36 protein-coding genes are annotated in these 24417 nt (G+C 50.6%); 34 read left to right on the top strand and 2 right to left on the bottom strand.

The features are described from left to right. Window positions 1–184 precede the first annotated feature (184 nt). The 6 genes from FDX24_RS13410 to FDX24_RS13385 all read left to right on the top strand — a co-directional run bounded on the left by FDX24_RS13410 (window position 185) and on the right by FDX24_RS13385 (window position 3511). Complete coding sequence (locus tag FDX24_RS13410; protein WP_048241290.1) at window positions 185–781, top strand: DUF1367 family protein; 597 nt, start codon at window positions 185–187, stop codon at window positions 779–781. Then, complete coding sequence (locus FDX24_RS13405; RefSeq protein ID WP_137364453.1) at window positions 778–1071, top strand: DUF1364 domain-containing protein; 294 nt, start codon at window positions 778–780, stop codon at window positions 1069–1071. Before FDX24_RS13410 ends, FDX24_RS13405 begins: the two co-directional genes overlap by 4 nt. Further along, the gene (locus FDX24_RS13400) at window positions 1068–1646 is read left to right on the top strand and encodes a DUF1133 family protein (RefSeq protein ID WP_137364452.1); all 579 of its coding nucleotides are present in this window, start codon (window positions 1068–1070) and stop codon (window positions 1644–1646) included. Before FDX24_RS13405 ends, FDX24_RS13400 begins: the two co-directional genes overlap by 4 nt. Before the next feature lie 506 nt (window positions 1647–2152). Continuing rightward, window positions 2153–2431, top strand: a complete 279-nt coding sequence (locus FDX24_RS13395) for a phage holin (protein WP_001568784.1) — start codon at window positions 2153–2155, stop codon at window positions 2429–2431. Then, window positions 2403–2975, top strand: coding sequence for a lysozyme (locus FDX24_RS13390; protein WP_137364451.1), 573 nt, complete (start codon window positions 2403–2405; stop codon window positions 2973–2975). The genes FDX24_RS13395 and FDX24_RS13390 overlap by 29 nt, the downstream gene beginning before the upstream one ends. Next, window positions 2975–3511: a DUF2514 domain-containing protein gene (locus tag FDX24_RS13385; protein WP_137364450.1), complete on the top strand. Its 537-nt coding sequence runs from the start codon at window positions 2975–2977 to the stop codon at window positions 3509–3511. The genes FDX24_RS13390 and FDX24_RS13385 overlap by 1 nt, the downstream gene beginning before the upstream one ends. On the opposite strand, the gene FDX24_RS13380 is transcribed toward FDX24_RS13385, so the two are convergent. Next, a complete protein-coding gene (locus tag FDX24_RS13380) occupies window positions 3512–3724 on the bottom strand; it encodes a KTSC domain-containing protein (protein WP_071684699.1) in 213 nt (70 codons plus the stop codon). Between FDX24_RS13380 and FDX24_RS23470 the strand changes: the two genes are divergently transcribed. From FDX24_RS23470 to FDX24_RS13280, 22 genes are all read left to right on the top strand, one after another. Beyond that, window positions 3703–3873, top strand: a complete 171-nt coding sequence (locus tag FDX24_RS23470; protein ID WP_170973070.1) for a hypothetical protein — start codon at window positions 3703–3705, stop codon at window positions 3871–3873. The genes FDX24_RS13380 and FDX24_RS23470 overlap by 22 nt on opposite strands. A 220-nt stretch (window positions 3874–4093) precedes the next feature. Continuing rightward, window positions 4094–4255, top strand: a complete 162-nt coding sequence (locus FDX24_RS23465) for a hypothetical protein (RefSeq protein ID WP_170973069.1) — start codon at window positions 4094–4096, stop codon at window positions 4253–4255. 96 nt (window positions 4256–4351) lie between these two features. After that, window positions 4352–4723 (top strand): hypothetical protein, encoded by a 372-nt coding sequence (locus tag FDX24_RS13375; protein WP_137364449.1) that lies wholly within the window; start codon window positions 4352–4354, stop codon window positions 4721–4723. A 3-nt stretch (window positions 4724–4726) separates the two neighbouring features. Next, entirely contained in the window at window positions 4727–5377 is a 651-nt protein-coding gene (locus FDX24_RS13370; RefSeq protein ID WP_137364448.1) for a putative metallopeptidase, read from the top strand. 30 nt (window positions 5378–5407) lie between these two features. Beyond that, complete coding sequence (locus FDX24_RS13365) at window positions 5408–5887, top strand: DUF2280 domain-containing protein (RefSeq protein ID WP_069721560.1); 480 nt, start codon at window positions 5408–5410, stop codon at window positions 5885–5887. Continuing rightward, the gene (terL, locus tag FDX24_RS13360; protein ID WP_137364447.1) at window positions 5853–7271 is read left to right on the top strand and encodes a phage terminase large subunit; all 1419 of its coding nucleotides are present in this window, start codon (window positions 5853–5855) and stop codon (window positions 7269–7271) included. The genes FDX24_RS13365 and terL overlap by 35 nt, the downstream gene beginning before the upstream one ends. Further along, window positions 7271–8560 (top strand): DUF1073 domain-containing protein, encoded by a 1290-nt coding sequence (locus tag FDX24_RS13355; RefSeq protein ID WP_137364446.1) that lies wholly within the window; start codon window positions 7271–7273, stop codon window positions 8558–8560. The genes terL and FDX24_RS13355 overlap by 1 nt, the downstream gene beginning before the upstream one ends. Next, on the top strand, window positions 8551–9402 hold the full coding sequence (locus FDX24_RS13350; protein ID WP_137364445.1) for a phage minor head protein: 852 nt from the start codon (window positions 8551–8553) through the stop codon (window positions 9400–9402). Before FDX24_RS13355 ends, FDX24_RS13350 begins: the two co-directional genes overlap by 10 nt. Window positions 9403–9405: 3 nt before the next feature. Then, window positions 9406–10554, top strand: coding sequence for a DUF2213 domain-containing protein (locus FDX24_RS13345; RefSeq protein WP_137364444.1), 1149 nt, complete (start codon window positions 9406–9408; stop codon window positions 10552–10554). Continuing rightward, window positions 10551–11042, top strand: a complete 492-nt coding sequence (locus FDX24_RS13340; RefSeq protein ID WP_137364443.1) for a hypothetical protein — start codon at window positions 10551–10553, stop codon at window positions 11040–11042. Before FDX24_RS13345 ends, FDX24_RS13340 begins: the two co-directional genes overlap by 4 nt. A 3-nt stretch (window positions 11043–11045) precedes the next feature. After that, complete coding sequence (locus FDX24_RS13335) at window positions 11046–12014, top strand: major capsid family protein (RefSeq protein ID WP_137364442.1); 969 nt, start codon at window positions 11046–11048, stop codon at window positions 12012–12014. A gap of 14 nt (window positions 12015–12028) precedes the next feature. Beyond that, a complete protein-coding gene (locus tag FDX24_RS13330; RefSeq protein ID WP_137364441.1) occupies window positions 12029–12391 on the top strand; it encodes a DUF4054 domain-containing protein in 363 nt (120 codons plus the stop codon). 20 nt (window positions 12392–12411) lie between these two features. Then, window positions 12412–12984: a hypothetical protein gene (locus tag FDX24_RS13325; RefSeq protein WP_137364440.1), complete on the top strand. Its 573-nt coding sequence runs from the start codon at window positions 12412–12414 to the stop codon at window positions 12982–12984. Next, window positions 12981–13337, top strand: a complete 357-nt coding sequence (locus tag FDX24_RS13320) for a hypothetical protein (protein ID WP_137364439.1) — start codon at window positions 12981–12983, stop codon at window positions 13335–13337. Before FDX24_RS13325 ends, FDX24_RS13320 begins: the two co-directional genes overlap by 4 nt. After that, window positions 13334–13822, top strand: a complete 489-nt coding sequence (locus tag FDX24_RS13315) for a hypothetical protein (RefSeq protein WP_137364438.1) — start codon at window positions 13334–13336, stop codon at window positions 13820–13822. The genes FDX24_RS13320 and FDX24_RS13315 overlap by 4 nt, the downstream gene beginning before the upstream one ends. Then, window positions 13823–15325 (top strand): DUF3383 family protein, encoded by a 1503-nt coding sequence (locus FDX24_RS13310; RefSeq protein WP_137364437.1) that lies wholly within the window; start codon window positions 13823–13825, stop codon window positions 15323–15325. Window positions 15326–15335: 10 nt separating this feature from the next. Beyond that, window positions 15336–15767, top strand: a complete 432-nt coding sequence (locus FDX24_RS13305; RefSeq protein ID WP_137364436.1) for a hypothetical protein — start codon at window positions 15336–15338, stop codon at window positions 15765–15767. Window positions 15768–15782: 15 nt separating this feature from the next. After that, window positions 15783–16211, top strand: a complete 429-nt coding sequence (locus FDX24_RS13300; RefSeq protein ID WP_137364435.1) for a hypothetical protein — start codon at window positions 15783–15785, stop codon at window positions 16209–16211. Window positions 16212–16364: 153 nt separating this feature from the next. Then, window positions 16365–17951 carry a hypothetical protein gene (locus tag FDX24_RS13295; RefSeq protein ID WP_137364434.1) on the top strand — a complete coding sequence of 529 codons (1587 nt, stop codon included), beginning with the start codon at window positions 16365–16367 and terminating at the stop codon, window positions 17949–17951. Next, entirely contained in the window at window positions 17951–18736 is a 786-nt protein-coding gene (locus FDX24_RS13290; protein WP_137364433.1) for a phage baseplate protein, read from the top strand. The genes FDX24_RS13295 and FDX24_RS13290 overlap by 1 nt, the downstream gene beginning before the upstream one ends. A gap of 1 nt (window position 18737) precedes the next feature. Beyond that, on the top strand, window positions 18738–19073 hold the full coding sequence (locus FDX24_RS13285; RefSeq protein WP_137364432.1) for a hypothetical protein: 336 nt from the start codon (window positions 18738–18740) through the stop codon (window positions 19071–19073). Continuing rightward, the gene (locus tag FDX24_RS13280; protein WP_137364431.1) at window positions 19073–20017 is read left to right on the top strand and encodes a hypothetical protein; all 945 of its coding nucleotides are present in this window, start codon (window positions 19073–19075) and stop codon (window positions 20015–20017) included. The genes FDX24_RS13285 and FDX24_RS13280 overlap by 1 nt, the downstream gene beginning before the upstream one ends. Here the strand turns inward: FDX24_RS13280 and FDX24_RS13275 are convergent, their stop codons facing one another. After that, complete coding sequence (locus FDX24_RS13275) at window positions 20018–20380, bottom strand: hypothetical protein (RefSeq protein ID WP_116360029.1); 363 nt, start codon at window positions 20378–20380, stop codon at window positions 20018–20020. Window positions 20381–20401: 21 nt separating this feature from the next. On the opposite strand from FDX24_RS13275, the gene FDX24_RS13270 reads away from it, so the two are divergent. Genes FDX24_RS13270 through FDX24_RS13245 form a run of 6 tightly spaced genes read left to right on the top strand, consistent with a single transcriptional unit; the run spans window position 20402 to window position 24405 of the window. Then, window positions 20402–21019, top strand: a complete 618-nt coding sequence (locus FDX24_RS13270) for a Gp138 family membrane-puncturing spike protein (RefSeq protein WP_137364430.1) — start codon at window positions 20402–20404, stop codon at window positions 21017–21019. Continuing rightward, window positions 21016–21396 carry a hypothetical protein gene (locus tag FDX24_RS13265; protein ID WP_137364429.1) on the top strand — a complete coding sequence of 127 codons (381 nt, stop codon included), beginning with the start codon at window positions 21016–21018 and terminating at the stop codon, window positions 21394–21396. The genes FDX24_RS13270 and FDX24_RS13265 overlap by 4 nt, the downstream gene beginning before the upstream one ends. After that, complete coding sequence (locus FDX24_RS13260) at window positions 21380–22561, top strand: baseplate J/gp47 family protein (RefSeq protein ID WP_137364428.1); 1182 nt, start codon at window positions 21380–21382, stop codon at window positions 22559–22561. Before FDX24_RS13265 ends, FDX24_RS13260 begins: the two co-directional genes overlap by 17 nt. Further along, window positions 22558–23280, top strand: coding sequence for a DUF2612 domain-containing protein (locus FDX24_RS13255; RefSeq protein ID WP_137364427.1), 723 nt, complete (start codon window positions 22558–22560; stop codon window positions 23278–23280). Before FDX24_RS13260 ends, FDX24_RS13255 begins: the two co-directional genes overlap by 4 nt. Next, window positions 23273–23998, top strand: a complete 726-nt coding sequence (locus FDX24_RS23720; RefSeq protein WP_252362820.1) for a carbohydrate-binding protein — start codon at window positions 23273–23275, stop codon at window positions 23996–23998. The genes FDX24_RS13255 and FDX24_RS23720 overlap by 8 nt, the downstream gene beginning before the upstream one ends. Further along, on the top strand, window positions 23995–24405 hold the full coding sequence (locus tag FDX24_RS13245; protein WP_137364426.1) for a tail fiber assembly protein: 411 nt from the start codon (window positions 23995–23997) through the stop codon (window positions 24403–24405). The genes FDX24_RS23720 and FDX24_RS13245 overlap by 4 nt, the downstream gene beginning before the upstream one ends. The last annotated feature ends 12 nt before the right edge of the window (window positions 24406–24417 follow it).

Below are 24417 nucleotides of genomic sequence, written 5' to 3'. Positions count from 1 at the left end.
GTGACGGCACTTAGAAACATCTATGATGATGAACATGTCGCGTCACTTAAATCGTTGTTAGAGCTGGCAGAACAAGCAGGTTGTGTCGTTGTTCAAAGAGGCAAAACTAAGATATAATCATGGTATCGGACTGAACACCCGGAACCTGTATTTCTGAGCAATTGCTGCGCTAAAGGGGAAACCAATGGCGCAGTATTCATTTGTAAAATCAGCAGGCGGAGTATTAATTCCGGCGACGCCTGACGCACGGGAATTTATCGAGAAAAAATTCCGTCTTGGTGCTGTTTTATATGCTGACTTTAAACAGGCACGTAATGCGGCATTTCACCGTAAATTTTTTGCACTCCTGAATCTTGGTTTCGATTACTGGCAACCGTCGGGCGGTGCAATATCCCCGGCAGATAAAAAACTGGTTCACGGATATGTTCAGCTGGTGGCCCATTATGCTGGCCATGAAGAAACACTCCAGGAGCTGGCCGATCAGTATCTGCGTGAAGAAGCAGAAAAACGCGCCGGCAATATCAGCGCTGTAAAATCCTTTGAAGCATTCAGAGCCTGGGTAACTATCGAGGCGGGTTTTTATACTCAATACGAAATGCCAGACGGTACGACGCGCAACGAACCCAAATCCATATCGTTTGCTAAAATGGACGATCTCGAGTTTTCCCAACTTTATAAATCCGTACTTGATGTGCTATGGAATTATATTTTATTCCGCACATTTCCCACCCAGCAGGCTGCAGAAAACGCCGCCTCACAATTATTCAGTTACGCCGCATGAAGAAAATCGATCTCACCAAACAGGCTCGCGGTCGCATGTGCACTGTGCGCATTCCGGGTATCTGCAATTTTAATCCAGAAACCAGCGTTCTTGCCCATTATCGCATGAGTGACACCTGCGGGATGGGAATCAAACCACATGACATGCAAGGCGCAATTGCTTGCAACTGTTGTCATGACGTAATCGATGGCCGTGTAAAAACCGATATTGATCAGGACACCCTGAGGCTATATCACGCCGAAGGTGTTTTCCGTACCCAACAAATCTGGAGAGAGGAGGCGTTTATATGATTAACCCATCAACGACAGGAAAAGGTGGTGAAATGCTGCGATTAAACACCCTCGAGTCAGTCTGGATTCAGGGTAAACTTCGTATGTGGGGCCGATGGTCATATATTGGATCCGGCTCAGGTGGTCACATGTTTAATAACCTTCTCGCGTCAAAAAAAGTTAGTAAAACGGCCATTCAGCAGGTGTTGAAGCACCTCAAATCATCAGGCCTGGATCACGGTGAACTGATGTCATATTTTCTGGACATGCTTTCCGGAAAAGAAAAAAGCAACCTGGCGTTCTGTACCGATGAAGAAGCGTTGACCATCAACGCTGTACTCAGCGGTGTCCTTGTGCTGTCAGGGCATAAGAAGTTATACGCTCTTATTGAAGATCGTTATATCAAGCGCCTTAGCAAAAAGGCGATGGCCAGAGACTTAAATGAAAAACATCCTGAATGGTGCTTGCGTACATGTGAGAGCCGGATCGATGTTTGGCTAAATTTTGCAGAATCGATGCTTTACGCGCCAATGTGTGACGCATTCGATAAAAAAGTTGAACGATTCCGGTTGCAAAGTTGCGCGGGGATTGCTTGAATTCAGCTATGCTCGCGAAGCTACACCCGCAGCGATAGATAAAAATTAATAACCCGCCATCCAAGCGGGTTTTGTCGTTTCTGGAGGATAGAAAAATGAAATAGCTAAACGGAAAGACCGCATTGGATGCCATATTTTGGCAACGTGACGACAGCGTTAATCTGGTCGGACTCCCATGGCGACGTAGTGAGGGAGAGGAAGCGCAAAGCATCACTGAGTTACGGTTGGCGCCCGGTTTAACGCGTAAGTAGCCTGACAAAGAGATAGTGCGCCGCGACACTCACAGCGGCAATGATTAACGAGCCTCGGTATTTACCGGGGCTTCATCATATTCAGGGCTCGCTGACGGACGGCTCATAACCCAATCCGACAGGCGCTTGCGCAGAGCCCGCCATATATCAGGCTAACGGGAATCATCCGCTACGTGCTTTGTTGATAAATCCAGCCCGTGAAGCCTGAACCCTTTTCAAACACACAGCGCCATCCGAAAAATCGGAGGTGAGGCTATGACCAGAATGAGCACCATTTACAGCAGACTCTCATATGGAACAGGAACCACGCTGACCGGCTGCGGTGTATCAGCGAAGGCATATGCCGAAACAGCTAAAACAGCAAAAGAGGTATCCTGGATGTTGGCCGACAGAATTGCAGGGTTAAGCCTGAGCGACTGGGCAATTATTGTCGGTATCGCATGCACTGTTATCACCTGTGCAGTGAACTGGTATTTCCGCTGGAAAGAACGGGAGGATCGGCGCAATGGCTATGCCACCAAAGCTGAAGAATAGCGTTATTGCAGCTATACCCGCTGGCGCTATTGCTATCGCTGCGGCATTGATTACTGGCCCAACGGGTAATGATGGCCTTGAAGGTGTTCGCTATCAGCCTTATCGGGATGTCGTTGGGGTGTGGACGGTATGCTACGGGCACACTGGCAGCGACGTCAAAATCGGGAAGACGTACACCGAGACAGAGTGTGCCATTCAGCTCACAAAAGATCTGAATACCATCGCACGTCAGATTGACCCCTACATCAAGGTTCCGATCCCGGCAACAATGCGGGGTGCACTTTACTCATTCGCGTACAACGTCGGTGCTGGCAACTTCAAAACCTCCACGCTGCTACGCAAAATCAACCAGGGCGACACAAAAGGGGCTTGCGAACAATTACGGCGCTGGACATATGCCGGTGGCAAACAGTGGAAGGGTTTAATCACCCGGCGTGAGATTGAGCGTGAAGTTTGCCTGTGGGCAGAAAAACCTCAGGTTCTTGGTGATGGGCTCGGGCCGCTTAACCCAGGCATTCCGGTATCAGTTCCGGGGGTATTCTGATGAGCCCGAAACGCCAGATTATTGTTGGGTTGCTGCTGGTGGTCGTCGCATTCATCGCCGGCAGTGTATGGAGCAGTCGCGGGTGGGAAAAAAAGTGGGCGGAACGTGATAGCGCGGAATCATCGCAAACAGCGAACGCGCAGACTGCAGCCCGGATGATTGAACAAGGGCGTATTATTGCCCGTGATGAGGCTGTAAAAGATGCACAAGCACAAGCCGCTAAATCAGCTGCCACTGCTGCTGGTCTGTCTGCTTCTGTTAGCCAGCTGCGCACCGAAGCAACAAAGCTTGCCGCCCGCCTGGACGCCGCAAAGCACACCGCAGATCTTGCCGCTACCGTCAGAAGCAAAACAGCCGGAGCCGACGCCAGAATGCTCGCCGACATGCTCGGAGATATTGCAGCAGAAGCTAAACGTTATGCTGGAATCGCTGACGAACGCTACACCGCCGGGATGACGTGTGAACGTATTTACGACTCGGTGAGAGAGTCAAATAACGGGAACTGGCAAAAAGCGGGGACGAATCCCCGCAGATGATTAGCCTACCTTGCGGTAGCCGTAAACATTTTTGATGTGTTGGTGAAAGTAAACGCCTTTTGACCCGGCTGAAAGCAGGCCCAGATGTACTGTCGATGGAACACCTGAATACTGATAAATGCCGCCACCATGAAAGGCAATTTCAAGAACGTTTGTAGCGGGATCATATCCTACTGACTGGAGATTAGAAGATGAAACAGGTTGACGAATCAAAGCGGTTTCCTCGTTTGAATGGGAAAAGTCCCGAGGAAATCGTAGAGCTATTCAAAGGGTATAACTTTGTCGACGATCATGGTCATCGACTGGATACGTGCCAGGACTTCAAAGATTTGGTTGAGCTTGCCAGTAAAGCGCAGGCCTGACCGCATTACAGAAGCTCTTCACTGAGGGGCTTCGATAATGACAACCTGAAGAAACAGTAATGACAAAACCTGGCTGGGATCAAGCAACGCCAGCCAGCATTGAAGGTGCTGCAGGAGTCTATCAATATGCAGTGTACGAAATAATTATTGACTAGCTATTGAGTTGACTGAAATTACCCCCATCTTTTTGTGCGCACAGTCCAAAAACTAAGGGAACTTTATGACTACTGAAAAAGAAGAAAACACCAAGCTTGCTGAAATTGCCGCAGAAATTACTAAAGAGTTAATTAAGGCGAACCCTAATAAGTTCGATACCTATACTGCGGCAGTAAGCGCTTTTAAATCGATTTATGACGCACTTGCTTCAAAAGTTGGTAAATAGTAAAAAAACCGCCTTCGGGCATTTTTTTATTGCCATCACAAAGGCCATCTCTAACAGGGTGGCTTTTTTAATGGCTTTAACCACAGGAATAGAACCATGGCAAAAACCAAGTGGCCGAAGCTTCCTCGCCATCTACTTCCTCTATTCAAATCAGCCAATATCTATCTCTGCCGAAGCAAAGAAGAGTGGATACAGGCAGAAACGGCGCTCGGCGTATCGCTGGCTGACGTGACTATGGTGAATGGCATGTGTCGGCAATTCGTCAATGATGAAACCGGTGAGAATCTTTATCTGGTAGGTGTGTTTGATAACAATGCCGCCACACTGGTTCACGAATGCGCCCACGCAACGTTTTACTGCTGCAATGATGTTGGTGTGACAATCGACACTGGAGCGGCAAACGAAACCTACTGCTATCTGCTCGACAGAATGTTCACGGCATTCCTTCCGCACATCAAACAGGATTAACTCATGGCAAAACCGGACTGGGGAGGCCTTCAGCAACGCCCATACCCACCAGTTAATTTCATTGGTCCCGATAACTGGCAGCCCTACACCAGATTGATCCCAGCCAATGAAGTGCATGACTGGATAAGCCGACAAATCCTCAGCGATACAGGAAGCATCCATAACCCTGACCACGCCCATTTAATGGAAGCTGATTTGTGTTTTATGTGGGCTTCAGAATCGTTCGCGAAGAAAGGTCGCTATGTTCTCGGTCAGGCCGAGCAGGTAATGCTCCGTGCAGGTGGTTGGCAGAAAGCCAGAATGGAACAGCAGATGTATGAATGGTTTGGGCGCATCCCGAAGTTCATCATCACGCTGGCAGCCGATTACTGTACGCAATGCAGCGACCTCGAGTTCTGCGCGCTGGTAGAGCATGAGCTTTATCACATAGCCCAGGCCACCGATGAGTTTGGCGCTCCAAAGTTCAACAAAGAGACCGGGCAGCCGGTACTGACATTGCGTGGGCATGACGTCGAGGAATTTGTTGGAGTAGTTCGGCGTTACGGCGCCAGCGAAGACGTGCAAGAACTGGTGGACGCAGCCAATCAACCTGCAGAGGTGGCAAAACTTAACATCGCCAGAGCGTGCGGGACGTGCATGCTGAAGATGGCTTAAATTTGGAATGCTTTGGAAGGATGGTGATTTATGGCTGCACTAAAACCAGAGGTGAAAGCCGCCATCGTTCAAATGCTTGCGTGCTATGACACCCTGTCGATTGTGGTCGATGCTATCCAAAAAGATTTCGGGATAAAAGTCACCCCACAGCAAGTCGAATCGCACGATCCGACGAAGGTGAGTGGAAAAGGGTTAGCAAAAAAATGGGTTGATCTGTTCAACGCAACTCGCGAACGCTTCCAGAATGAAATTTCCGATATCCCGATCGCCAATAAAGCCTACCGGCTGCGTGTCCTGCAAAGGATGTCGATGACCGCTGAGAATATGAAAAATATCGGTATGACGGCCCAGCTTCTCGAACAGGCCGCGAAAGAAGTTGGCGAGGCATATAGCAACAAGCAGAAGCTTGAGCATTCAGGCCCGAATGGTGAGCCCATACAGCATAATCACACAGTAAGCGCGGAGGATCTGACTGATGAGCAGCTCGCCGCAATTATCGCTGGTAAGTAAGCAGGAAGCAGCGGCAGAGTTACTCAAGCGGCGCAACGCCAGGGCCAGCCTTCACGACTTTATTCAGTACATCAACCCCGAATATATAACCAGCAAGTTCTCGCAAACGGTTTGCGACGCTCTGGATCAGTTCCTGCTGGATATGATGAATGGAGTGCGCCCGATACTGATTCTCGGTGCGCCGCCGCAGCATGGTAAATCGGATATCGTTTCGCGTTACCTGCCAGCGTATTTCTTCGGAAAATATCCTGAAATGCGCGTAGGTGCGCTGTCCTACTCTGCTGACCTTGCCGGGGATATGAACGCCGACGTTCAGCGCATTATGTCCACGCCGGAATACCGCAACATATTCCCGGGCGCCTGGCTGGGCAATAAGCCGGCTGATGGTGTGGCCGTAAAGCGTAACACTGACGAATTCGGCATAGCCAACCATAAGGGGACGTATGTTTGTGCGGGGGTAGGCGGTCCGTTAACGGGTAAGAAAATCGATCTCGGTATCATCGATGACCCGATAAAAAACGCCAAAGAAGCACTTAGCCCGACAACTAAGAAATCTATCTGGAACTGGTACGTTTCCACGTTTAAAACGCGTCTGTCGAAAAACAGCGGCGAAATCATCATGGCGACCCGCTGGGCGACAGATGACTTATCCGGGCGTGTAGTGGAAATCACGCCGCGCGCTAAGGTGCTGGCGTTCCCTGCAATCAACGAGCAGGGTGAAGCGCTGGTTCCAGAGTTGCACCCAAAAGAGAAACTGCTCGAAACCAAAACCATTCTCGGGGATTACTTCTGGTCTGCGATGTATCAGCAGTCACCAAAACAGGCTGGTGGCTCCATCTTCAAAGACGAATGGATCAAGTATTACCTCCCGAAAGACTTGCCGACCAACTTCGACATAGTCATCCACAGCTGGGATATGACGTTTAAAGACAGCGAAGGCACTGACTACGTTGTCGGTCAGGTGTGGGGTAAAAAGGGCGCCAATGCTTATCTGCTTCATCAGGTTCGAGCCCGCATGAGTTTCACCGCAACGCTTAAAGCCGTTAAGCGAATGTCCGACGAATTCCCTAAAGGCCTTCGCAAGCTGGTGGAGGACAAGGCTAACGGCCCGGCGGTTATCGACTCACTGAAAAGTACCGTGGCCGGACTGGTGCCGGTAGAACCGGACGGTAGCAAGGTAGCCCGCGCACATGCGATTACCGCCGTGTGGGAGGCGGGTAACGTTTATCTTCCGCACCCGGATACAGCCCCATGGATAACGGAGTTCGTCGAAGAGATCACTTCCTTCCCTGTTGGCGCTAACGACGATCAGGTCGATGGCATGACGCAGGCGCTGCGCGATTTATACCAACGTAAAACTCTTAGCCCACTGGACATCATGTAATGACGAAAAAAAATATCGTTGGTCGTCTGAATGATGGCCTGGTTAGCTTAATGACTTCACTCGGCGAGAAGATCGGCGCGGTGCGGTATAGCAGCAGTAAGCCCGATGTGCCGGATAAAGAACTGCTCGCGATGTATAAAAAATCGTGGGTGGTGAAAAAGTACATCAACAAAACCGCCGACGACATGCTGAAGTTGCCCCGTAAATTTTCTGGCGATGTCGATAGCTCCATAACCAAGCGCATCGCAGACGCTGAAAAAGAACTGAAATTAAACGCAGTCTTTCACAGCGCGCTGGGATGGGCCTCTCTGCTGGGCGACTCGCTAATCGTGGCTATCACGGATTGTGCTGATGACCAGATCGCCTTGCCGCTCAATTTGCAACGCGAAGATATCGTTAAATTCCTGGTGTTCCGTAAAGGTGAGTACACGCCGGACAGTAATGTCATCACCGATATCCGCTCAGATTGCTTTGGTGAACCGCTAACGTATCAACTTGACGTCGGGACGAAGCAACTCAGGTTTCATCATTCCCGCTGCTGCCGGACAAAGCTGGGCAATCACAGCATTAAGGATCGCGCAAAGTTTGGTACGTCAGACCTTCAGGCGCCCTATGAGCACATCAAAACCTTCGACACAGCAATCCTCAGCACCGGAGACACCATACAGGAGGCAAACGTCGATGTGCTGTTTATCCCCGGCATGAATAACCAGATCGCAGCTGGTCAGGAAGGGCAGGTGCGCGAATACGCCAGGGTGATGAAGGAAACTAAATCCTCGACCGGGCTGCTGCTAATTGACGCTGGTGATACAACAGCTCAAGGGCGTTACGAGCAGAAGAACGCGCAATTCACCGGGCTGTCTGACGTGATCAGCAAAATGGCGATTGTACTGGCTGGGGCGCTGGACAGGCCCATAACGGTTCTGTTTGGTGAGTCGGCCAGCGGGTTCAGCAGCGGCGAGGAAGACAATAAATCCTATTACGAGACGATTAACGGTCTGCAGGAGTCCCGGCTTCGCCCTATGCAGGATTTCGCCGACCAGTTCACGCTGGATAAACTCGCCATTACGGAAAGCCTTACTTACGAATACCCGACAATCGACAGCATTAACGAGGCTGACGAAGCTAACCGGTTTAGCCAGTATGCCACCGGATTTAATACGCTGGTAACGGGTTCAATCCTGACAGAAGAGGTCGCCATCAGGGAGATGGTAAACCGGGGCGTACTGAAGACAGTCACCGAAGCAGAAATTAAGGCGATTGTCGCAGGGAGTGGCACATGGACCTGAAACAGCTGCTGGAGCGCAAACAGGGGCGTCTTAAACCACGACGCCGACGGATGCGGCCACCAACCGCCAGCAAGCGCGCAGAGGTCTGGTATCGAGACAGGCTGATTGAGTTTGTCGATAGCATGCTTCAGACACTCCTGGACGAGCTGGACAAGCCCATACTCACCGATGCACCCGATACCACTCCTTTGTCGATTACAGCGCGCCTTGCGGCAGTCATGCAGCGATTAGCGAGCATTTCAATTCAGGAGGTCGCCGCCCGACTCTCTGCCGGGTTCGTTGCGCGGGCAAACCTGCAGAACAAAGAGCAGACGCAGCGCACTTTCTCTCAGGCTTTTGGGATTGACCTGACCGGGATGCTCGGCGATGGCGCGATAAAGCCAGAAATGGAAAAGGCAGTCAGTGACAACGTTGACCTGATTACCTCCATCCATACCGATTTTATTCACGATATCGGCGCGGCGGTTTTCGACAACATGAAAGACGGCGGCCGACATGAAAACCTGATCGACATAATCAAGGACCGCGGGAACGTCACCCGCAACCGCGCCAGGCTAATCGCACGTGACCAGACCTCGAAACTTAACGCAGACCTCACGGAAGCGCGCAATGTGGCGCTTGGCCTTGACCTGTACGAGTGGGGCGGCACTGGCGACGAACGCGAGCGCGATAGTCATTTCGTGTTAAATGGCATGCTCTGTAAATATTCCGACCCGACTGTCTACTCGGACGACGGCGGCAAAACCTGGAAGAAACGCTCAACCATCGGGGCATTCATCGGCAAACCTGGAGAAGACTACCAATGCCGATGCCTGGCCCGTCCTTACGTCTCATGGGATTAATCAATGACGTGGAAACGAACAGCGCAGGGGTACGTGATTACCACTGCGACGATCACCCGCGCCGGACCGATTGAGTATTACGGTCATGAGCTGGGACTAACTGGCAGCGATGCCAACAAAAAAATCACCGTTGTTCGCACCCTCGACGAACTATCAAAACCCGAAACCCTCGCTTCATTCAATGGCCTCCCGTTCACCATAACGCACCCCGACGACGGGGAGGTCACCGCAGCAGACCACAAAGACAAAGCATCCGGACACATCGCCAACACTCGCATTGAGGACGGTGAAGTGGTCTGTGACGTATTTCTGACGGATGCCGCGGGAATCGAGACGCTGGAAGAAACGGGGATACGTGAAGTGTCCGTTGGATATGAGCCTGCTGAACTCGAGGAAAGAGGCGGGAAGTTTTACCACATCAACATTCGCGGCAATCACGTCGCGGGAGTGGCAGAGGGGCGCTACGGGCCTCAGTGCAAGTTAAACGACAAAAAAGGTAAGCCAATGTTTGCAAAATTAGCTGACGCCCTGGCGTTTCTGAAGGGCAAAAAACTGAAGGATGCGGAAGGCGTAGCGCTGACTGCCGATGAGCTGGTCGGCATGATTGCCGCGCTGGAAAAGGCGCTGGAAGAACTACAGGGGCAAGGGACTGAAGAGGCCACTGCTAAAGCACAGGAAGTGCTGGCGCAGCTCGCAGACCTGAAAAAGCAACTGGAAGGCGCGACGAGTACACCAGCGCCGAATGATGAAGATCCCGGTGCTGGTGGTGGTGACGACAAGGACGCGAAAATCACCGCGCTGGAAACCGAAAACGCCGATCTGAAAGCGAAAGTTAAAACGCTGGAAGAAGAACTGGAGCAGCTGAAATCCGGCAATGAAACCAGCACCACACTGGCAGACGCGAAAGCCCGTTTCCCTAAAGTCAGCTTCAATGATGCCAAATCAGCGCGTGACGTGCGCGCCGCCGTACTCGTGAGCACTAAAGCATTTAACGATGCTGAGGTCAAAGCAATGACTGACAGCGAAGTCCGTGCAGCTTATGCAGCTATTCAGGCCACCTCGAAGCCACGCAGTGAAATCGGCGCTCATCTGTTTAACGACTCAGCGAATAAAGGCACCAAAACCGCAACTCAACGCCTTGGGGGTAAATAACTATGTCTTTTACTGACTGGGATGGTGCCGACGGCACTATTAAACCGGGTTCAATCAAACGTGCCTCCAGCTCAAACGACAAAGTCTGGGGTGAAGAGAATCTGACCGAAACGAAGTTGCTCTATGGCACGTTCGTAGCGGTCAACCCGGACGGTGGCGTGATGCCTCTCGCCGCTGGCCTGCGCATTCATGGGATTGTGGTGCGTGATATCTACGGTGACAGTGCACCGCACAACAAGCAGGTCAACGTTGGGCATTTTTCCCACGGTGACTGCGTCGGCGCGTTGACGGTCGATGACGCTGATTTTACTCGTGGCGCGGCGGCCTACATCGTGGCGACGGGTGCCGATGCCGGGAAGGTGACAACAGAAGCAGCCGGCAACATTGATTTGGGCTACTGGGCGGAAGATGTGAGCGCGGGTAATAACTGCGTGGCTATCACCCTGGGCTACGTACAGCAGGCAGCACAGTCAGCGGAAGGAGCATAACAAATGCCAATGGTATCAGCAGATTTTGAAGAAGTATTGCAGGAAGCGCTGACCGAACGTGACACGCAGTTGCAGGAAAAAGAACTGCCGGAGATCAACATCGGTGAAGCCCTTCCGGTTAAAGAAGGCCTGGATTTTTCTCTGGAATACGTGGATTTCGGTGTATCAGAGGTGGTCGGGTCGGTTAAAGACGGCATCATTGGTAACAAAACAAACAGCCTGAAAACCATTGATAGTGATATCGAATGGCTGAAAGCGCCTGTTGGACAGTGGGCTAAAGCTGCAACCTGGACTCAGCAGGAACTGGAGAAGATTGCTCGTCTGAACATCAACCTGCAGACCAAAAAGCAGGATGATCTGTATGCCAACGCCCTCGCAACAATCCAGTACGCGGGATACGTAGGCCATCGCGGAGTTAAAGGGCAGGAAGGGTTGCTGACAGGCGCGAAGGTTCAGGTTGTCATCGATGCTTCAGGCAAAACCATCGCCGAAATGACCTCTGATGGGTTCGTGAAACTGGTGCTGGATGCTTACAACGTGGCCTGGCGCAAATCCAGTTACCGTATTCAGCCGACGCATATCGCCATGGATGCCAGCGATTTTATGCTCGCCATGCAGAAGTTCGACCCTAACCCGATCGTTGTGGGTACTGATCTGCTGCCGATTGCGGCAATGGATCGCATTATGGCGGCGCTGCGTAAGGCTTCAGGCAATGAATCCTTCAACATCACGTTTGTTAAAGTCCCGAGCAACTACGCGGTCGGCATCAAGTCCGGTAAAACTCGCCTGGCGATTTATACCTACGACGAGGACTACGTGGAAATGGAAGTGCATATGCCGGAACTGCTGGCAGCACGACAGCGTGATCTGCTGACCTACGAGTGTGGTTATCGTTCTGCCTTCGGTGGTGCGATGTGGAAACAGCCGCAGTCCGCGGTGTATGTGGATTACAAATCCTCTCCGGCAGAGTAATCACAGGGGGTAGCATGGATTTCACCGTTCGTTACCCCGAGTTCGCCAGTGTTGCCCCTGCTCGCATAGAAGGGGCGCTACAGGATGCAGCAAACCAGATGAGCCGCAAGGTATGGAACAAGCTCTATGAACAAGGGCTCCATGCTTTAGCGGCGCATCTGCTGTATGCGGCTGGCGCGCTTACTCCCTCCGGAAGTAGCAATGGCAAGCCTGTCCAGACAATCACCAGTCGATCCGTTGCAGGCGTGTCTATTGGCTATTCAGCGCCCGATGCCGGGTTTGGGGCCGTTCACGATGGCTACGCGTCCAGCTCTTACGGACAAGAGTATCTGAGGCTGCGTAAGCTGGTGGGCGTGCATGTGCTGGCTATTAGGTAGTGAACTGGGAGTGATTTGCTATGACTCCGGAAGAGACGCTAAAACTTACCACCAAATACCTGAAGAACCTGGAGGCGATGAAAACGCATTACGTCGCCGTGGGTTTGCCTGCGGGCAAAGTGGGAAACGCAACCAATGATGATGGAACATCAATAATTGAGATTGGGGCGGCCCACGAATTCGGCGCTGAAATCGATCACCCTGGCGGCACCGGATATATGGCAATGGGTGGCAAGGCTACTTTCACAAAAAATAGCCTCATGGGGCCGGTTAGCGGCTTTACGGCAGCCCATACAATAACACTCCCTGAACGTTCTTTTCTCCGCGCTCCATTCACCCTCAAAAAATCAGAAATTAACCGGGCAATCGAAAAGGCCTGTGAAGCCGTAGGCTCCGGGAAAATGGATGCAACAACCGCGTTAAATCTGATAGGCGCCACCGCGCGGAATATCAGTGTGAAAGCCTTTGAAACGGGTGGTTATGGTACGTGGCCGGATATCACCGAGGCAACGAAAAAAGCCAAAGGCTCATCGGCGATCTTGATTGATAAAGGGCAGTTACGAGGGACTATCACATGGGAGGTTCGTAAGTGAGCGACTTATCAGAACTTGATATGAGCGACGCGCTAATCGGTTGGGAGCAGCCTTTAAAACTCAAAACCAGGACGGAAAAGACCGTGGATTTTGAGCCGACTGTAATCGTCACCAGCCAGGACATTTTGGCGGTGGTGCAAAGCGCGAACAAAGAGAATCTGACGCTGGATAGCCTGGACTGGTCGAAAGAGTATCTGCTGATTCACGCGCGGCTGAAAATTGAAACCGGCCAGTTCATCGAAAAGGGCGGGAAGGATTACAAAGTCGTGTCCCCGGCCGATTACATGGATTATGGATTCTGCGCCGTCATTGCCGAGGAAACCCGGCTCCCGCTACTGGTGCCAACGCCATGACACAACCCCACCTGAAAGCGGTCGCGCGTTTCGTTCGTGACCTTCTGGACTACGACGAGCAGCTGATCAAGTTCGACCGACGGAACGTGCAGGCGTCGGACTTCTCCACCAGTTATATCGTGGTCAACGGTTCGCTGCCTCAATCGGTTCTGGCTAGAGGCCAGCGCTTTAATGGTGAGGCTGAGGTGATGACTTATAGCGCCTCAGTGAGTCACGCGATTGTTCTTGAGTTCTACGGGGACGAAGCATACAGCAACGCTGAAAACTTCCTGATGTTGAGCTATAGCCAGGCGGCGAACGAACTGCGCCGAACTCATTCTCTCACCATCATGGCCGTCTCAAACATCATCGATGTGGGGCAACTCCTGGGGCAGTCCCACGGTAATCGTGTTCACCTGAGTTTCAATGTTCAGTATGCCCCTGCTCGGGACGTGCAGACGCTGCGCATCGATACGCCGCAGTTTCAATTTTTAGAGGACAAATAAATGTCGGCATCAATTAATAACGTCATTAATGTGACGCTTCTCGAAGAGGGGCGGGCGGCGGCGCGCGATAACATCAACGTCTGCGCAATTCTTACCAGCCAGACAGGGGTATTGAGCACCGCAGAGCGCTGGCGTTCTTACAAAAGCGCACCCGCTGTCGAACAGGACTGGGGGGCTTCTTCTGTCACGGCAGCTTTTGCAAATGTGTTTTTCGGGACCAGCCCTAACCCGGTATCCGCTGGCGGCACGCTGATTGTTGGTTACTGGAATGCTGCCGGGGAAACGCTGCCCGCGACCAGCGGTGTACTGGGTGGCGGTGAGATTTCTCAGGCAGTCGTACTGCCAGCGTTACGCGAGAAGTCTGACTGGTCATTCAGTATTGAGATTGACGGCACGAAGCACGATGTGGCCGCAATTAATGGCATGACGGCTGCGACACTGTCAGATGTCATTGCCCAAATCCAGGCGAAAATTACGCCAGATGTCGCATCGGTTGTTTTTGATGGTAGTCGTATAGTGATCACCAGCAAATCGACAGGAGCTAACTCTGTTGTTGGTTTTCCGAAAGCGATGGATGGCGGTTCTTTTATTGGCGATCTGCTGGCGGTTGCGGAAGGTTCCGGCGCTTCGCTGGTAAACGGTAGCGCATCAACTGAGATTTCACCTGAAACACAACTGGAGTCTCTCAGTAAACTTAAAGCACAGGTCAATGTAAAAGGCGCGACTTTCATCGACAAAATTCTCGATGTGCAGGTGCCATTGATCGCTTCATGGGCGAAAGCGAATGCGGTAATCGTGTATGAGACATTTACCGGTTCGGCAGCTCTGGAAGTTGCCCCGGATAACCCAGCATGGGCAGTAACACTCGCCAGCCAGAGTAATTTCCGCATGCTCTACAGCAAAGCAGGTAACAGGAAATTTGGTGTCAGCTATATGGCGCGCACGCATACCGTCAATTTCAACGGAGAGCGTACCGCAATCACGTTGCACCTCAAAACGATGAACGTGCCGGCTGAAAGTTATGAGCAGACGGAGATCGACAAGGCTAAGCGCGTAGGCCTTGATATCTACACCACGATTAAAGATGTTCCCTGCGTGCTGTCGAGCGGTTCCAATGATTTTGTGGACAACGTCTATAACCTGATGGCCTACGTTGACGCAGTGCAGACGGATTCCTTCAACCTCCTTAAAACCACGCCGACGAAAGTCCCACAAACCTATTATGGCGTTGATCAGTTAGAGGACTGTGTAGAGAAAACCACGCATGGGTTTGTGAAGGCCGGGGTGTTCAATCCGGGGACCTGGACGCTGCCTGACTTCTTCGGGGATCGGGATATGTTTCTGCGAAATATCGAGCAAAACGGGTATTACGTGCTGGCAGGTGACCTGAAAGACCAGTCAACTGCAGACAGGCAGGAACGCAAATCCCCGGTTGTTCAGGTTGCAGTAAAGAATGCTGGCGCTGTTCACAGTGCCGATATCATCATCAATTTCAATAAATAAGGAGCGGTGAATGTCTCAGATTGTTATCAGTGCAGATACCGCGACCACGGTTCTTAATGGGCGAATCATTACGGATATCGCAGCGGGGGACTACTTCACGTTGACGCCATCCAATCCGCTTACGAGCCGTGCCAATAGTGCGAATAACGGCGTCACAATCTCCGGGCGTGTCGATGCCGGGGTGCATGTGATGGTGATACGCGTCCAGAAGTTTTCTAATGATGATATCTGGCTCAACCAGCAGCGTAACGCTGCGATTCCCGTTGTCTTTAATGGCTCAGTTAAAGAGTCGTTCGTGCGCGACGGCGCGGCACTGAAGGAAACCTACGATCTACAGGTCGGTTCTATCACCACTCAACCGACGCAAACCAAAAACAACCAGGACGTTAATGCACTGATGGAGTACACCATCGAGTTCCGTAACGTCGTGCGCAATGTATAAGGTATCCCCATGCCCATGAATAACGAAAAAGAACGGAAAGAAAAACAGCAGAAAGCCCTTGAGATGATCAAGGCGGTCTACGATGACGGTTTTGCTGAGATTAACGGCAACCGCTACGACTTTGCTGCGATGACGCATAAAAAACGCCGCAAGATTTTTGCATTCTTCACAGGCATTGCTTCTGAGTTATCGCGGGAGTCCCTGGAGTTTCTGGACTCAGAGCGATTCGAGGAAATTGAACGCCTGATGTTTGATTATGTTCTGTTTGACGGTGTGCAACTGTCCAAGCAGCAGGAACACTTCGAATCCTTCCCAGGTGATTACGTCATGCTAATCACAACAGCGCTACAGGTTATCAGCCTGCCTTTTATGGGCGGGAGCGATATGAACTCACGTTCAGAAGCTCCAGACGTTCAGAAATTTACGTTAAATCCTCGAACATAAGCGACGACATGAGCATGTATCTGGCGCTGTCAAAGGCCGGATACGGCCCCTATCACGAACTTGTCAGATTAGACACACCAGAGCTGTTTGACATGCTCGAGTTCGAGAATATCAGCGCAGACATTCAGCACTACGAGATGGAGAAGGCCCGGAATGGCGATAGTTAACGAACTTATTACCAAATTCGGTTTTATTGGTGATCTGGCACCACAGGAAACCTTCAACGCGAATCTGAAAGCATCCATTGGTCTGCTTGCCGGGCTTGGCGCAGCTATCGCCGGTTCGGCTGCTGGGGTTGCTGGCTGGGTGACGTCTATCAGTCAGTCTATTGATCCGCTGGTCCAGTTCTCCCGGGAAACGGGAGTGGCGATCGAGACTGTCCAGACTCTGGGCTATGCGGCGTCCGTAAATGGTTCAAGTGTTGATGCGTTGCAGGCTTCGCTCGGCGAGATGACAAAAAGAGTGGGGGAGTTCGTTTCCACCGGAGAGGGGGAAGCGAAAGACGTTGCGGAAAGGCTGGGTCTTCAGTTCAAGGATATGAACGGGCAGGTAAAAAACTCCGATGTGATATTTCGTGAACTGGCCGACAAACTGCACGGCATGAGCCAGGCAGAGAAGTTTTCTGTTCTGGATAAGATGGGTATCGACCGTTCCATGGTGCAGTTGTTATCCATGACGGGTGACGAAATATCTTCGTTGCAGGACAAGGCTGAGGCGCTTGGTGTTGTCACGCAAGACCAGGCCGATCAGTTTGCTGCCTATAACGATTCTCTTACCACGCTAGGGAAAGGCTTTGATGGTATCAAATTTCAGGTTGCCGTCGGATTTGTACCGGTGCTGAAAGACCTGGTGGATGGGTTTACAGACTTTCTCATTGCTAACAAGGATCTCATCAAGAACGGTCTGGCCCATCTTGGGGAAATTATCTTCTCCGTTATGGGTATGATCCGCCGCTTCCTGCCGATTGTCGCTGCTATCACTATCGCTTTCTCTGCCTGGTGGCTTGTCACTGGCGGGCTTGCAACGGCAATGGGCGTGCTGATGTCTCCAGTAGTCCTTATCACCGCAGCAATCCTGGGCGTTATCCTCGTCATAGATGATCTGTTAACGGCGATGGAAGGCGGCCAAAGCGTTATTGCTGATTTCTTTAAAGACACATGGGGGATCGATATCGTCCCCGGTTTGCTGGCGATTAAAGACGCGGTCATGGTGGTGGTCGATTACATCATCGATGTATTCAAACAGGGTGTTGAGAATATCAAACTGCTCTTTAGCGCGCTGAGTAAAGTGGTTACAGGCGATTTTCAGGGGGCGTGGGATGATGTTGTGAAATCTTTCACTGAAAGTGTCGCTCTGCTCAGAAAACCGTTTGATGAATTTATGCAGTGGGTAATGGGGCTGTTCGCAAACCTCGGTGAGACGATTAAAAACACGATCAACAATGCTGCTTCAAATGCCTGGAATGCCACGAAGTCTTTCTTCGGGTTCGGTGAGGATGAACAGCAGCAGGGTGTAACCGGCGGCGGTAATGGTGGCATTAGTCCTGATGGTATTCCTTACGGCATGAATTCTGCGGTGGGTATCGCTGGTGGTGGTATGACAAGCAATTCAAATGTCAGCCAGCAGAACACGATTCACATCAATACATCTGATCCAGTTGTAGCCGGGAATACCGCGGCAGATAGCCTGCAACAAAACATGAAGGATGCCAACCGGTTGAGTGGCAGAGGAGGGCGTTAATGGGAATTCTAGACGGCCTCATGCAGGCGCAATCTTCTGGCAAGGATACAGTTAAAAAGGTAGGGATCGGCGGGTTCTCAATGTTCGCTCGCGTGAGTGATTCGACTGATTACCCCTCTCAGGTTCCGGTAGACGTGCTGGAGGACGGTAGTAACGCGTCTGACGATATTATTAATGGCCCGCTGACGATAAAAATCAGCGGTGTTGTGGCCGATATCTATGTCGATGCAAAACCAAACTCTTCTTTTAGCCTGATGCCTGATTATTCGAAGTATGGCGAGGTGCTGGAGTATATCCCCGCAAAGACGCAGCAGCAGTTGCAGAAAATGAATGAGATTGCCGACCGCGCAGAGCAGGCCATCTTAAAGGCAAAACGCCTGGCTGATAAAGGCGCCGACCTGTTTGGGCTGGTGGGCAGCCCGTCTACTGGTGGCGCAAAAGGTATCAGAGAGCAATTCCTCGATTTTATTGAGGGTGTGTACTACGGCAAGCAACTTATTTCCGTGGAGGTAGATTATCGCACCCATGAAAATATGGCATTAAGCGGCCTGCTCATCAGCACTGACAATCAGACGATGGAAACTAAGTTTGAGGCCAGTTTTACAAAGATCACCTTCACGCAACTAACTACCGCACCGATAGAGCAGCACTTCAAATCGCCGTCGGCAGTCGCTAAATCAAAAACAGCGGGCGTTGCAAATAAGGGGGCGCAGACTCCGGCAGATAGTTCAAAAAGTGGTAGTGGAAAATCTAAATCAGTCTTTACCGCACTACTTGGGAGATAATATGAATCAGATCTCCAACATTACCGACGAGTCTATTCAGCGCCACATTCTGAACTTTGACCGTGGTGAGGCTGTCGTTATCCTTCGCCACCTGCCAACGGTTGAAATGTGGAAGATGCGCGTGGAATACAATGGCGATTATATTGATGGCGTAAAGTTGTCGCTGGGAACGTTGCATTTTCGACATAAAAACTGGCCGTTTGATATTGCGGTGCTTGCTACAGATAACACCGGTATAGATCCGTACCGCGCAGATGATTTCGCCAGCGGACGATGTGAGCTTTACATGGTAACACCGGAAGAAATGATTGAAATTCGCGGGGGAGACGTACCGTAATGGAAACTTTTTATCGTGACTATCGTCTGACGGTTGGGATCGGTAACCAGGCTGTGATTATTCAGCCACCGATAACTATTTCATTTAAAGCGCTTGAATCGGTAAGTAAAAAGTCTCTGGGTAAGTTGAGTGTGTCCATCAACGGTTTAAAGCCCTCCACGCGTCTGCAATTGCTCAAGTCTGAAGATGAAGAGAAGTACATCCCGGTAAGGCTGGAGGTTGGTTACGACGGCAAGCTGCGTCAGGTGTTTCAGGGTTCAGTTAAAAGTGGGGCAGTAAAGCGTGATGGTGCGATCCACATCGTCAGCTTGGAATGTGAAGACGGTGGTCACGACTATATCAACGCCTTCACATCGCGCACGGTACGCGGGAAAGATCAGGTTGTCGATTCTGTCTTGCAGGACATGCCGAACACGAAGAAAGGCTCTGTGACGAAGCAACAGGCACTCATCAGGCCGAAGGTTCTGGTAGGTAGCTCCAGTAAAATTCTTACCGATACCCTTGCGCCTGACGAGTCATTTTTCATCAAAGATGAGCGCGTCCATATCCTCAAAGCTAATGAGGTTACATCGGGTAACATTCCAGTCGTGAACGCGCGAAGCGGTCTGCTAAACACCCCGCAGGCCACGAAGATTAGCGCGCAGGATGACGGCGGTAAGAAAGCCAAAACTCCAACCAATGATCCTGATACTGATCCGGCAGGTAAAAAAGACACCGATTCGAGCACCTTAGCCAAGTCATCAAAAGGGCAAATAGTATTCGATACGAAACTGAATCCTATGCTGGTAATTGGAGGACTTTGTGCGATGGAGAGTGTCATGAACCCCGCGTTAAACGGGGTTTATAAGATATACCAGATTGAAACCAGTGGGCAGAACAACGGGCCTGCTTGGTATCAGAAGGTCGTCTGTCAGCCAGCAGGGAGCTACAGGGTAATTAAGTGACTATTTCATATCGAGGCAAATAGTTGCGACATAATCACCACCCGCAGAAAGAAATGACTCGACAAAGTCTTGATCCGGCCAATCTTCCTTTTCCATCATTTGTTTTTGTTCCTTGATGAAGTCTCGCTTTATCTTAGAACATGACTTTTTTTCTTTTAAGCCTTCACGAACTACCCCTCTCATTTGTTTTTCCATGGCTGGTAACTGAGACATGCCTTCATTTATTTTTTTCTGATTAGCATTAGTTGCCTGAAGTGCTTCGAGCATGGCGCTTTCAAACTTAGATTTCGCAATTTCTGCGTAAGGCCCAGCGATAGATGCTGTGGCAAATAACAATCCAGCAATGCAAATCAATTTTTTCATAATTCATCCCAGAGAAAAAATATGGTTGAAGAACTTCACGACACAATCGGCCTGGGTGTTGAATTCGCTCTGGCCGATGTTCATACCATTGTTGTCGCAAAAATAACGTCTGTAAATGACAAAACAATCAGTTGCGCCCCCGTTATCAATCGGGTTGTGAAGGGGAGCAGCAGGCAACTCCCAGAGTTCATCGAAGTACCCCCGGTAATTTTGCAAGGTGGTGATAGTTATATCGCAGAACCAATTGCGGCTGGTGACTATTGCCTCGTTCTAATATCTGAGCGTTGCTATGACGCCTGGTATGCTGGCAGCGACTTCGTTTCACCACTTGAAATGCGCATGCACGATTATTCAGATGGATTTGCTCTATGTGGGGTTAATCCACAGGCCGCCGCTATCGCTATTCCTAAGAAGAATCGGATGATGAAGGGGGATACTGACCATGAAGGTGATTTAAACCTCACAGGGAATATTACCCAGAAAGAGGGCAAGACGACTCTGGAAGAATGCGATGTTCTGAATGTACTTCAATATTCCCAGGTAAAGACAGGCGGCAAATCAGGTGTGTCTGGTTCATTTCGAAGCGATGACGGGAAAACAATCACAGTTACCAACGGTATCGTCACGGAGATCTCATGATTGTTTCAGCACTGGATAAAAATCACGACTGGGGATTTGGGCGCGGGCGAGCGAATTATATTACTGGCGGTGTAGCTATCGCACAGAAAGTGAAATGCCGGATTCTCTCGTTCAAAAACGATAACCCTCTCAACATGGATGACAACATCGACTGGCTTTACCTGTTATCAGAAAAAAACACCGAGCAGGAAATTTTGCGGGAGATCGAGCGTGTGACACTGGCGACGGACGGAGTTATGCGCATCACAGAACTGGCGATGGAGGTCAATAAAGCCACCCGGTTACAAAAAATCGAACTCAGCATTGAGACCGTCTATGACGAGCAGACGATCACCTTCCCAGTCAGCGGAGCGTTGAAAAATGGCACTACAGTTTAATGACAACGGTCTGGAGATAAATACATTCAGAGATTTGTTTCAGATGCTGAGTGATGGCTATAAAGGGATTTATGGGCAGGATATTGATTTAGACCAGGAGTCTCCAGACGGTCAACGTGTGGCAATCGAAGCTCAGGCTCGGGTAGATATTGAAGCCGCGCTGCAATGGCTTTATTCCCAAATGGACCCTGATTTTAATACGGGTGATATGCAGCAGATTATTGCCAAACTTCACGGTCTTTTCATGCGCCCTGGTTCACGTTCGCAACGTGACCTTAAAGTCACAACAGACAGGCCGTTACTTCTCTATAGCGGGTACAAGATACGGGACCAGGCCAATCAGGTCTGGGTTATCCGACAGGATGTGACCATTCCGGCGGGCGTCACAACTGCTACCTTTTTTGCTCAAAATTTTGGGAAGGTTACAGGACTGATCACCGATACCTTCACTCAACTCACACCAGAACCAGGGATTGTGAGCATTATCTCTGATTCAGAGGTTGTGGTGGGGCGTGATGAAGAGACGCCAGAAGAGTTCAGGCAGCGCCGGAATCGGTCTCTTGAGAATCCGGCAACAGGAAGCACTGGTGCTGTCTTCGCAAAAGTTGCCCAACTGACAGGCGTAATTGATCTAAATATTGGTGAGAACGACACGAAAATCGATGATCAAACTACGGGTATTCCGGCAAACTCTATATGGCTTGTCGTGGAAGGCGGTGCGATCTCAGAAATCGTGGAGGTCATGGTTAAACAGAAAGGTGGTGGCACGGGAACGAAAGGCAGTATAACCGGTCGCTACACCGAAACCCTGATTCGGCCTGACGGCACCTCATTTCCGATAGCCCATGAGCTTCAGCTTGATCGCCCCATCTACAAACCGCTTCATATCAGGCTTACTGCCCGCCGTAAGACTCAAAACGAACCGATAGATATCGATACCCTCAAAAAATCACTTATATCACGCACCATGCACATCGGTGAGTCTGTGGATGCCAACGAATTTTATGAGAATGGCTACGGTGTCGGGCGGGTGAATTTTGTGCTGACCAACCTGCAAATTAGCAGCAATGGAGTCGATTACACCGATGCTGAGCTTTCGCCGGGTTTTCAGGGAAAGTTCACTTTGGGTGTGGAAAATATAGACGTTAATGAGGTGCTCCAGTGAATGACGACATCATTAACCGCTACACACTAATGCTCATCAAGCAGTATTGGGAAAAGAAAAAAGCAAGGTCAGAGATACAGGCCATGCTCAGGCACTGGCAAATCATCGCCGATTTTATTCGTAACCCAGACAATTTTGATCTCGACCGTGTTACCGGATACCGGCTCGATGTGATTGGCCGGATAGTTGGGCTTCCCCGCAGCGTGCCGGATGTTATTGCCCGTGTATTTTTCGGGTTTGACGGACATCTGAATACTGCGGGCTTCGACAGTAAATCTAATGCGGCGTATGCCGGGGCACCTTTCTACAGCAAGTTTTCCCCGGCATATGGTGACTACCAACTGGCTGACAATGAATATCGCAGGTTCCTCCGGGTCAAAATTGCGCGAAACGCCGCAGGTGCAACGATAGCGTCAGACGATCGAGTCAGCCTACAGGATGTTATACAGACGGCATTCAACGGCGAAGCTTACGTGACCGACAGAAAAGACATGACACTTGCGCTGAACGTTTCGCCGCAGGTATCAGTTGAAGAGTTACGCTTGATTGTGAAGCTTGGCTTGCTGCCAAAACCTGCAGGCGTTCGATACGATTATTTTTATCAGGTGACTCCAGGTCTGACATTCGGTTTCTCGCGAAACCCCTCGGCCAGAGGCTTCGCCAGCAAATTCAATACCGCCTACCAGGGCGGTTTTTTTTCGAGGAAAATCCATGTCTAAGATTGCACGATACCAGGGAAATGTTCGGGCTTTTGCCTCTGATGCTCAGGGGCTGGAAAGAACTGTGTTTGGTGAAACAAATCAGGCAGATGATCTGACCTCGCAGATCACGGCATCTTTCCTGCGCGGATGGGGCATTGTTGGCGCTTCCGAGCACCCCTCGCTTGAGGACTTCAATGCGGCAATGTATGCAATGAGTCAGTTTATTGCGTATCAGCACCAGATGGGGATTCCAGAGTGGCATGCTGAGCAGGAATATCATCTCGGTTCAATCTGCACACATAACGGTGAATCTTATCAGTCCTTACAAAATGCCAATGTTGGTAGCCAGCCGCCATCCGCGAAATGGACTCCTGTCTTAACTTCAAAAAACGGTCTCGCAAACCTTGGTTTGGTAATAACGTCTGGCCCTACGTATCTGACCGCGAAAATCGGGGCATTCATCGTCATGGTTGGTAACTGCAGTAAGGACACCACACCAGAGGGTAATTTGAACGTTGTGTTTCCGTTTGCATTCCCTGATACCGTTTTTTATCTGAATATCACGCAGGCGAATGCGAGTTATGCGGCAGATACTGACCCTCTCATATTTTCTCCGTATCCATCCGGCCCTGGACCTGTAACTGCGTTAGGTGCAGCAGTGCGAAATTCAAAAACAGGCGCATCACAACCCAATAAATTTGTGAACGCACGATATATTGCAGTGGGGAAAGCATGAAGATATTTTACAGTGCAGAACATAACGGTTTTTTTTCGGATGCAATTGTATACAACCCGACGCCCGTGGATTTAGTTGAGGTTTCACAGGAAGTGCATGAAGAATTTATGTTGGGCCGCGACGGGAAAATCATGCAGCCCGGCGCTGATGGTCTGCCATCCTGGGCCGATACTCCACCACTGAGCCAGGAACAATTGATTCAGATTGCTGAGACTGAGCGCCAGAGGCTGCTTGCTAAGGCAGACGCGGTAATGCTCGACTGGCGAACAGAGTTGATGCTGGGTGAAATCAGCGACGCCAACAGAGCTAAACTGTCGGCGTGGATGGCTTATAAAAACGAGATTAAGGCGGTTGATGTGACAACCGACCCTGAGCATGTTAACTGGCCTGTTCCCCCGGAGGCGTAGGCCAGACAGGTT

The sequence above is a fragment of the Citrobacter sp. wls716 genome, from assembly GCF_005280975.1.
GTDB lineage: Bacteria > Pseudomonadota > Gammaproteobacteria > Enterobacterales > Enterobacteriaceae > Citrobacter > Citrobacter youngae.
The sequence above is the reverse complement of the archived record's forward strand: the minus strand, read 5'-3'. Positions and strand labels throughout refer to the sequence as shown.

Coding starts and splice junctions, on each gene's coding strand:
- FDX24_RS13410 (WP_048241290.1), top strand. CDS start 185: ATGGCGCAGTATTCATTTGTAAAATCAGCAGGCGGAGTATTAATTCCG.
- FDX24_RS13405 (WP_137364453.1), top strand. CDS start 778: ATGAAGAAAATCGATCTCACCAAACAGGCTCGCGGTCGCATGTGCACT.
- FDX24_RS13400 (WP_137364452.1), top strand. CDS start 1,068: ATGATTAACCCATCAACGACAGGAAAAGGTGGTGAAATGCTGCGATTA.
- FDX24_RS13395 (WP_001568784.1), top strand. CDS start 2,153: ATGACCAGAATGAGCACCATTTACAGCAGACTCTCATATGGAACAGGA.
- FDX24_RS13390 (WP_137364451.1), top strand. CDS start 2,403: ATGGCTATGCCACCAAAGCTGAAGAATAGCGTTATTGCAGCTATACCC.
- FDX24_RS13385 (WP_137364450.1), top strand. CDS start 2,975: ATGAGCCCGAAACGCCAGATTATTGTTGGGTTGCTGCTGGTGGTCGTC.
- FDX24_RS23470 (WP_170973070.1), top strand. CDS start 3,703: ATGAAACAGGTTGACGAATCAAAGCGGTTTCCTCGTTTGAATGGGAAA.
- FDX24_RS23465 (WP_170973069.1), top strand. CDS start 4,094: ATGACTACTGAAAAAGAAGAAAACACCAAGCTTGCTGAAATTGCCGCA.
- FDX24_RS13375 (WP_137364449.1), top strand. CDS start 4,352: ATGGCAAAAACCAAGTGGCCGAAGCTTCCTCGCCATCTACTTCCTCTA.
- FDX24_RS13370 (WP_137364448.1), top strand. CDS start 4,727: ATGGCAAAACCGGACTGGGGAGGCCTTCAGCAACGCCCATACCCACCA.
- FDX24_RS13365 (WP_069721560.1), top strand. CDS start 5,408: ATGGCTGCACTAAAACCAGAGGTGAAAGCCGCCATCGTTCAAATGCTT.
- terL (WP_137364447.1), top strand. CDS start 5,853: ATGAGCAGCTCGCCGCAATTATCGCTGGTAAGTAAGCAGGAAGCAGCG.
- FDX24_RS13355 (WP_137364446.1), top strand. CDS start 7,271: ATGACGAAAAAAAATATCGTTGGTCGTCTGAATGATGGCCTGGTTAGC.
- FDX24_RS13350 (WP_137364445.1), top strand. CDS start 8,551: ATGGACCTGAAACAGCTGCTGGAGCGCAAACAGGGGCGTCTTAAACCA.
- FDX24_RS13345 (WP_137364444.1), top strand. CDS start 9,406: ATGACGTGGAAACGAACAGCGCAGGGGTACGTGATTACCACTGCGACG.
- FDX24_RS13335 (WP_137364442.1), top strand. CDS start 11,046: ATGCCAATGGTATCAGCAGATTTTGAAGAAGTATTGCAGGAAGCGCTG.
- FDX24_RS13330 (WP_137364441.1), top strand. CDS start 12,029: ATGGATTTCACCGTTCGTTACCCCGAGTTCGCCAGTGTTGCCCCTGCT.
- FDX24_RS13325 (WP_137364440.1), top strand. CDS start 12,412: ATGACTCCGGAAGAGACGCTAAAACTTACCACCAAATACCTGAAGAAC.
- FDX24_RS13315 (WP_137364438.1), top strand. CDS start 13,334: ATGACACAACCCCACCTGAAAGCGGTCGCGCGTTTCGTTCGTGACCTT.
- FDX24_RS13310 (WP_137364437.1), top strand. CDS start 13,823: ATGTCGGCATCAATTAATAACGTCATTAATGTGACGCTTCTCGAAGAG.
- FDX24_RS13305 (WP_137364436.1), top strand. CDS start 15,336: ATGTCTCAGATTGTTATCAGTGCAGATACCGCGACCACGGTTCTTAAT.
- FDX24_RS13300 (WP_137364435.1), top strand. CDS start 15,783: ATGAATAACGAAAAAGAACGGAAAGAAAAACAGCAGAAAGCCCTTGAG.
- FDX24_RS13295 (WP_137364434.1), top strand. CDS start 16,365: ATGGCGATAGTTAACGAACTTATTACCAAATTCGGTTTTATTGGTGAT.
- FDX24_RS13290 (WP_137364433.1), top strand. CDS start 17,951: ATGGGAATTCTAGACGGCCTCATGCAGGCGCAATCTTCTGGCAAGGAT.
- FDX24_RS13285 (WP_137364432.1), top strand. CDS start 18,738: ATGAATCAGATCTCCAACATTACCGACGAGTCTATTCAGCGCCACATT.
- FDX24_RS13280 (WP_137364431.1), top strand. CDS start 19,073: ATGGAAACTTTTTATCGTGACTATCGTCTGACGGTTGGGATCGGTAAC.
- FDX24_RS13275 (WP_116360029.1), bottom strand. CDS start 20,380: ATGAAAAAATTGATTTGCATTGCTGGATTGTTATTTGCCACAGCATCT.
- FDX24_RS13270 (WP_137364430.1), top strand. CDS start 20,402: ATGGTTGAAGAACTTCACGACACAATCGGCCTGGGTGTTGAATTCGCT.
- FDX24_RS13265 (WP_137364429.1), top strand. CDS start 21,016: ATGATTGTTTCAGCACTGGATAAAAATCACGACTGGGGATTTGGGCGC.
- FDX24_RS13260 (WP_137364428.1), top strand. CDS start 21,380: ATGGCACTACAGTTTAATGACAACGGTCTGGAGATAAATACATTCAGA.
- FDX24_RS23720 (WP_252362820.1), top strand. CDS start 23,273: ATGTCTAAGATTGCACGATACCAGGGAAATGTTCGGGCTTTTGCCTCT.
- FDX24_RS13245 (WP_137364426.1), top strand. CDS start 23,995: ATGAAGATATTTTACAGTGCAGAACATAACGGTTTTTTTTCGGATGCA.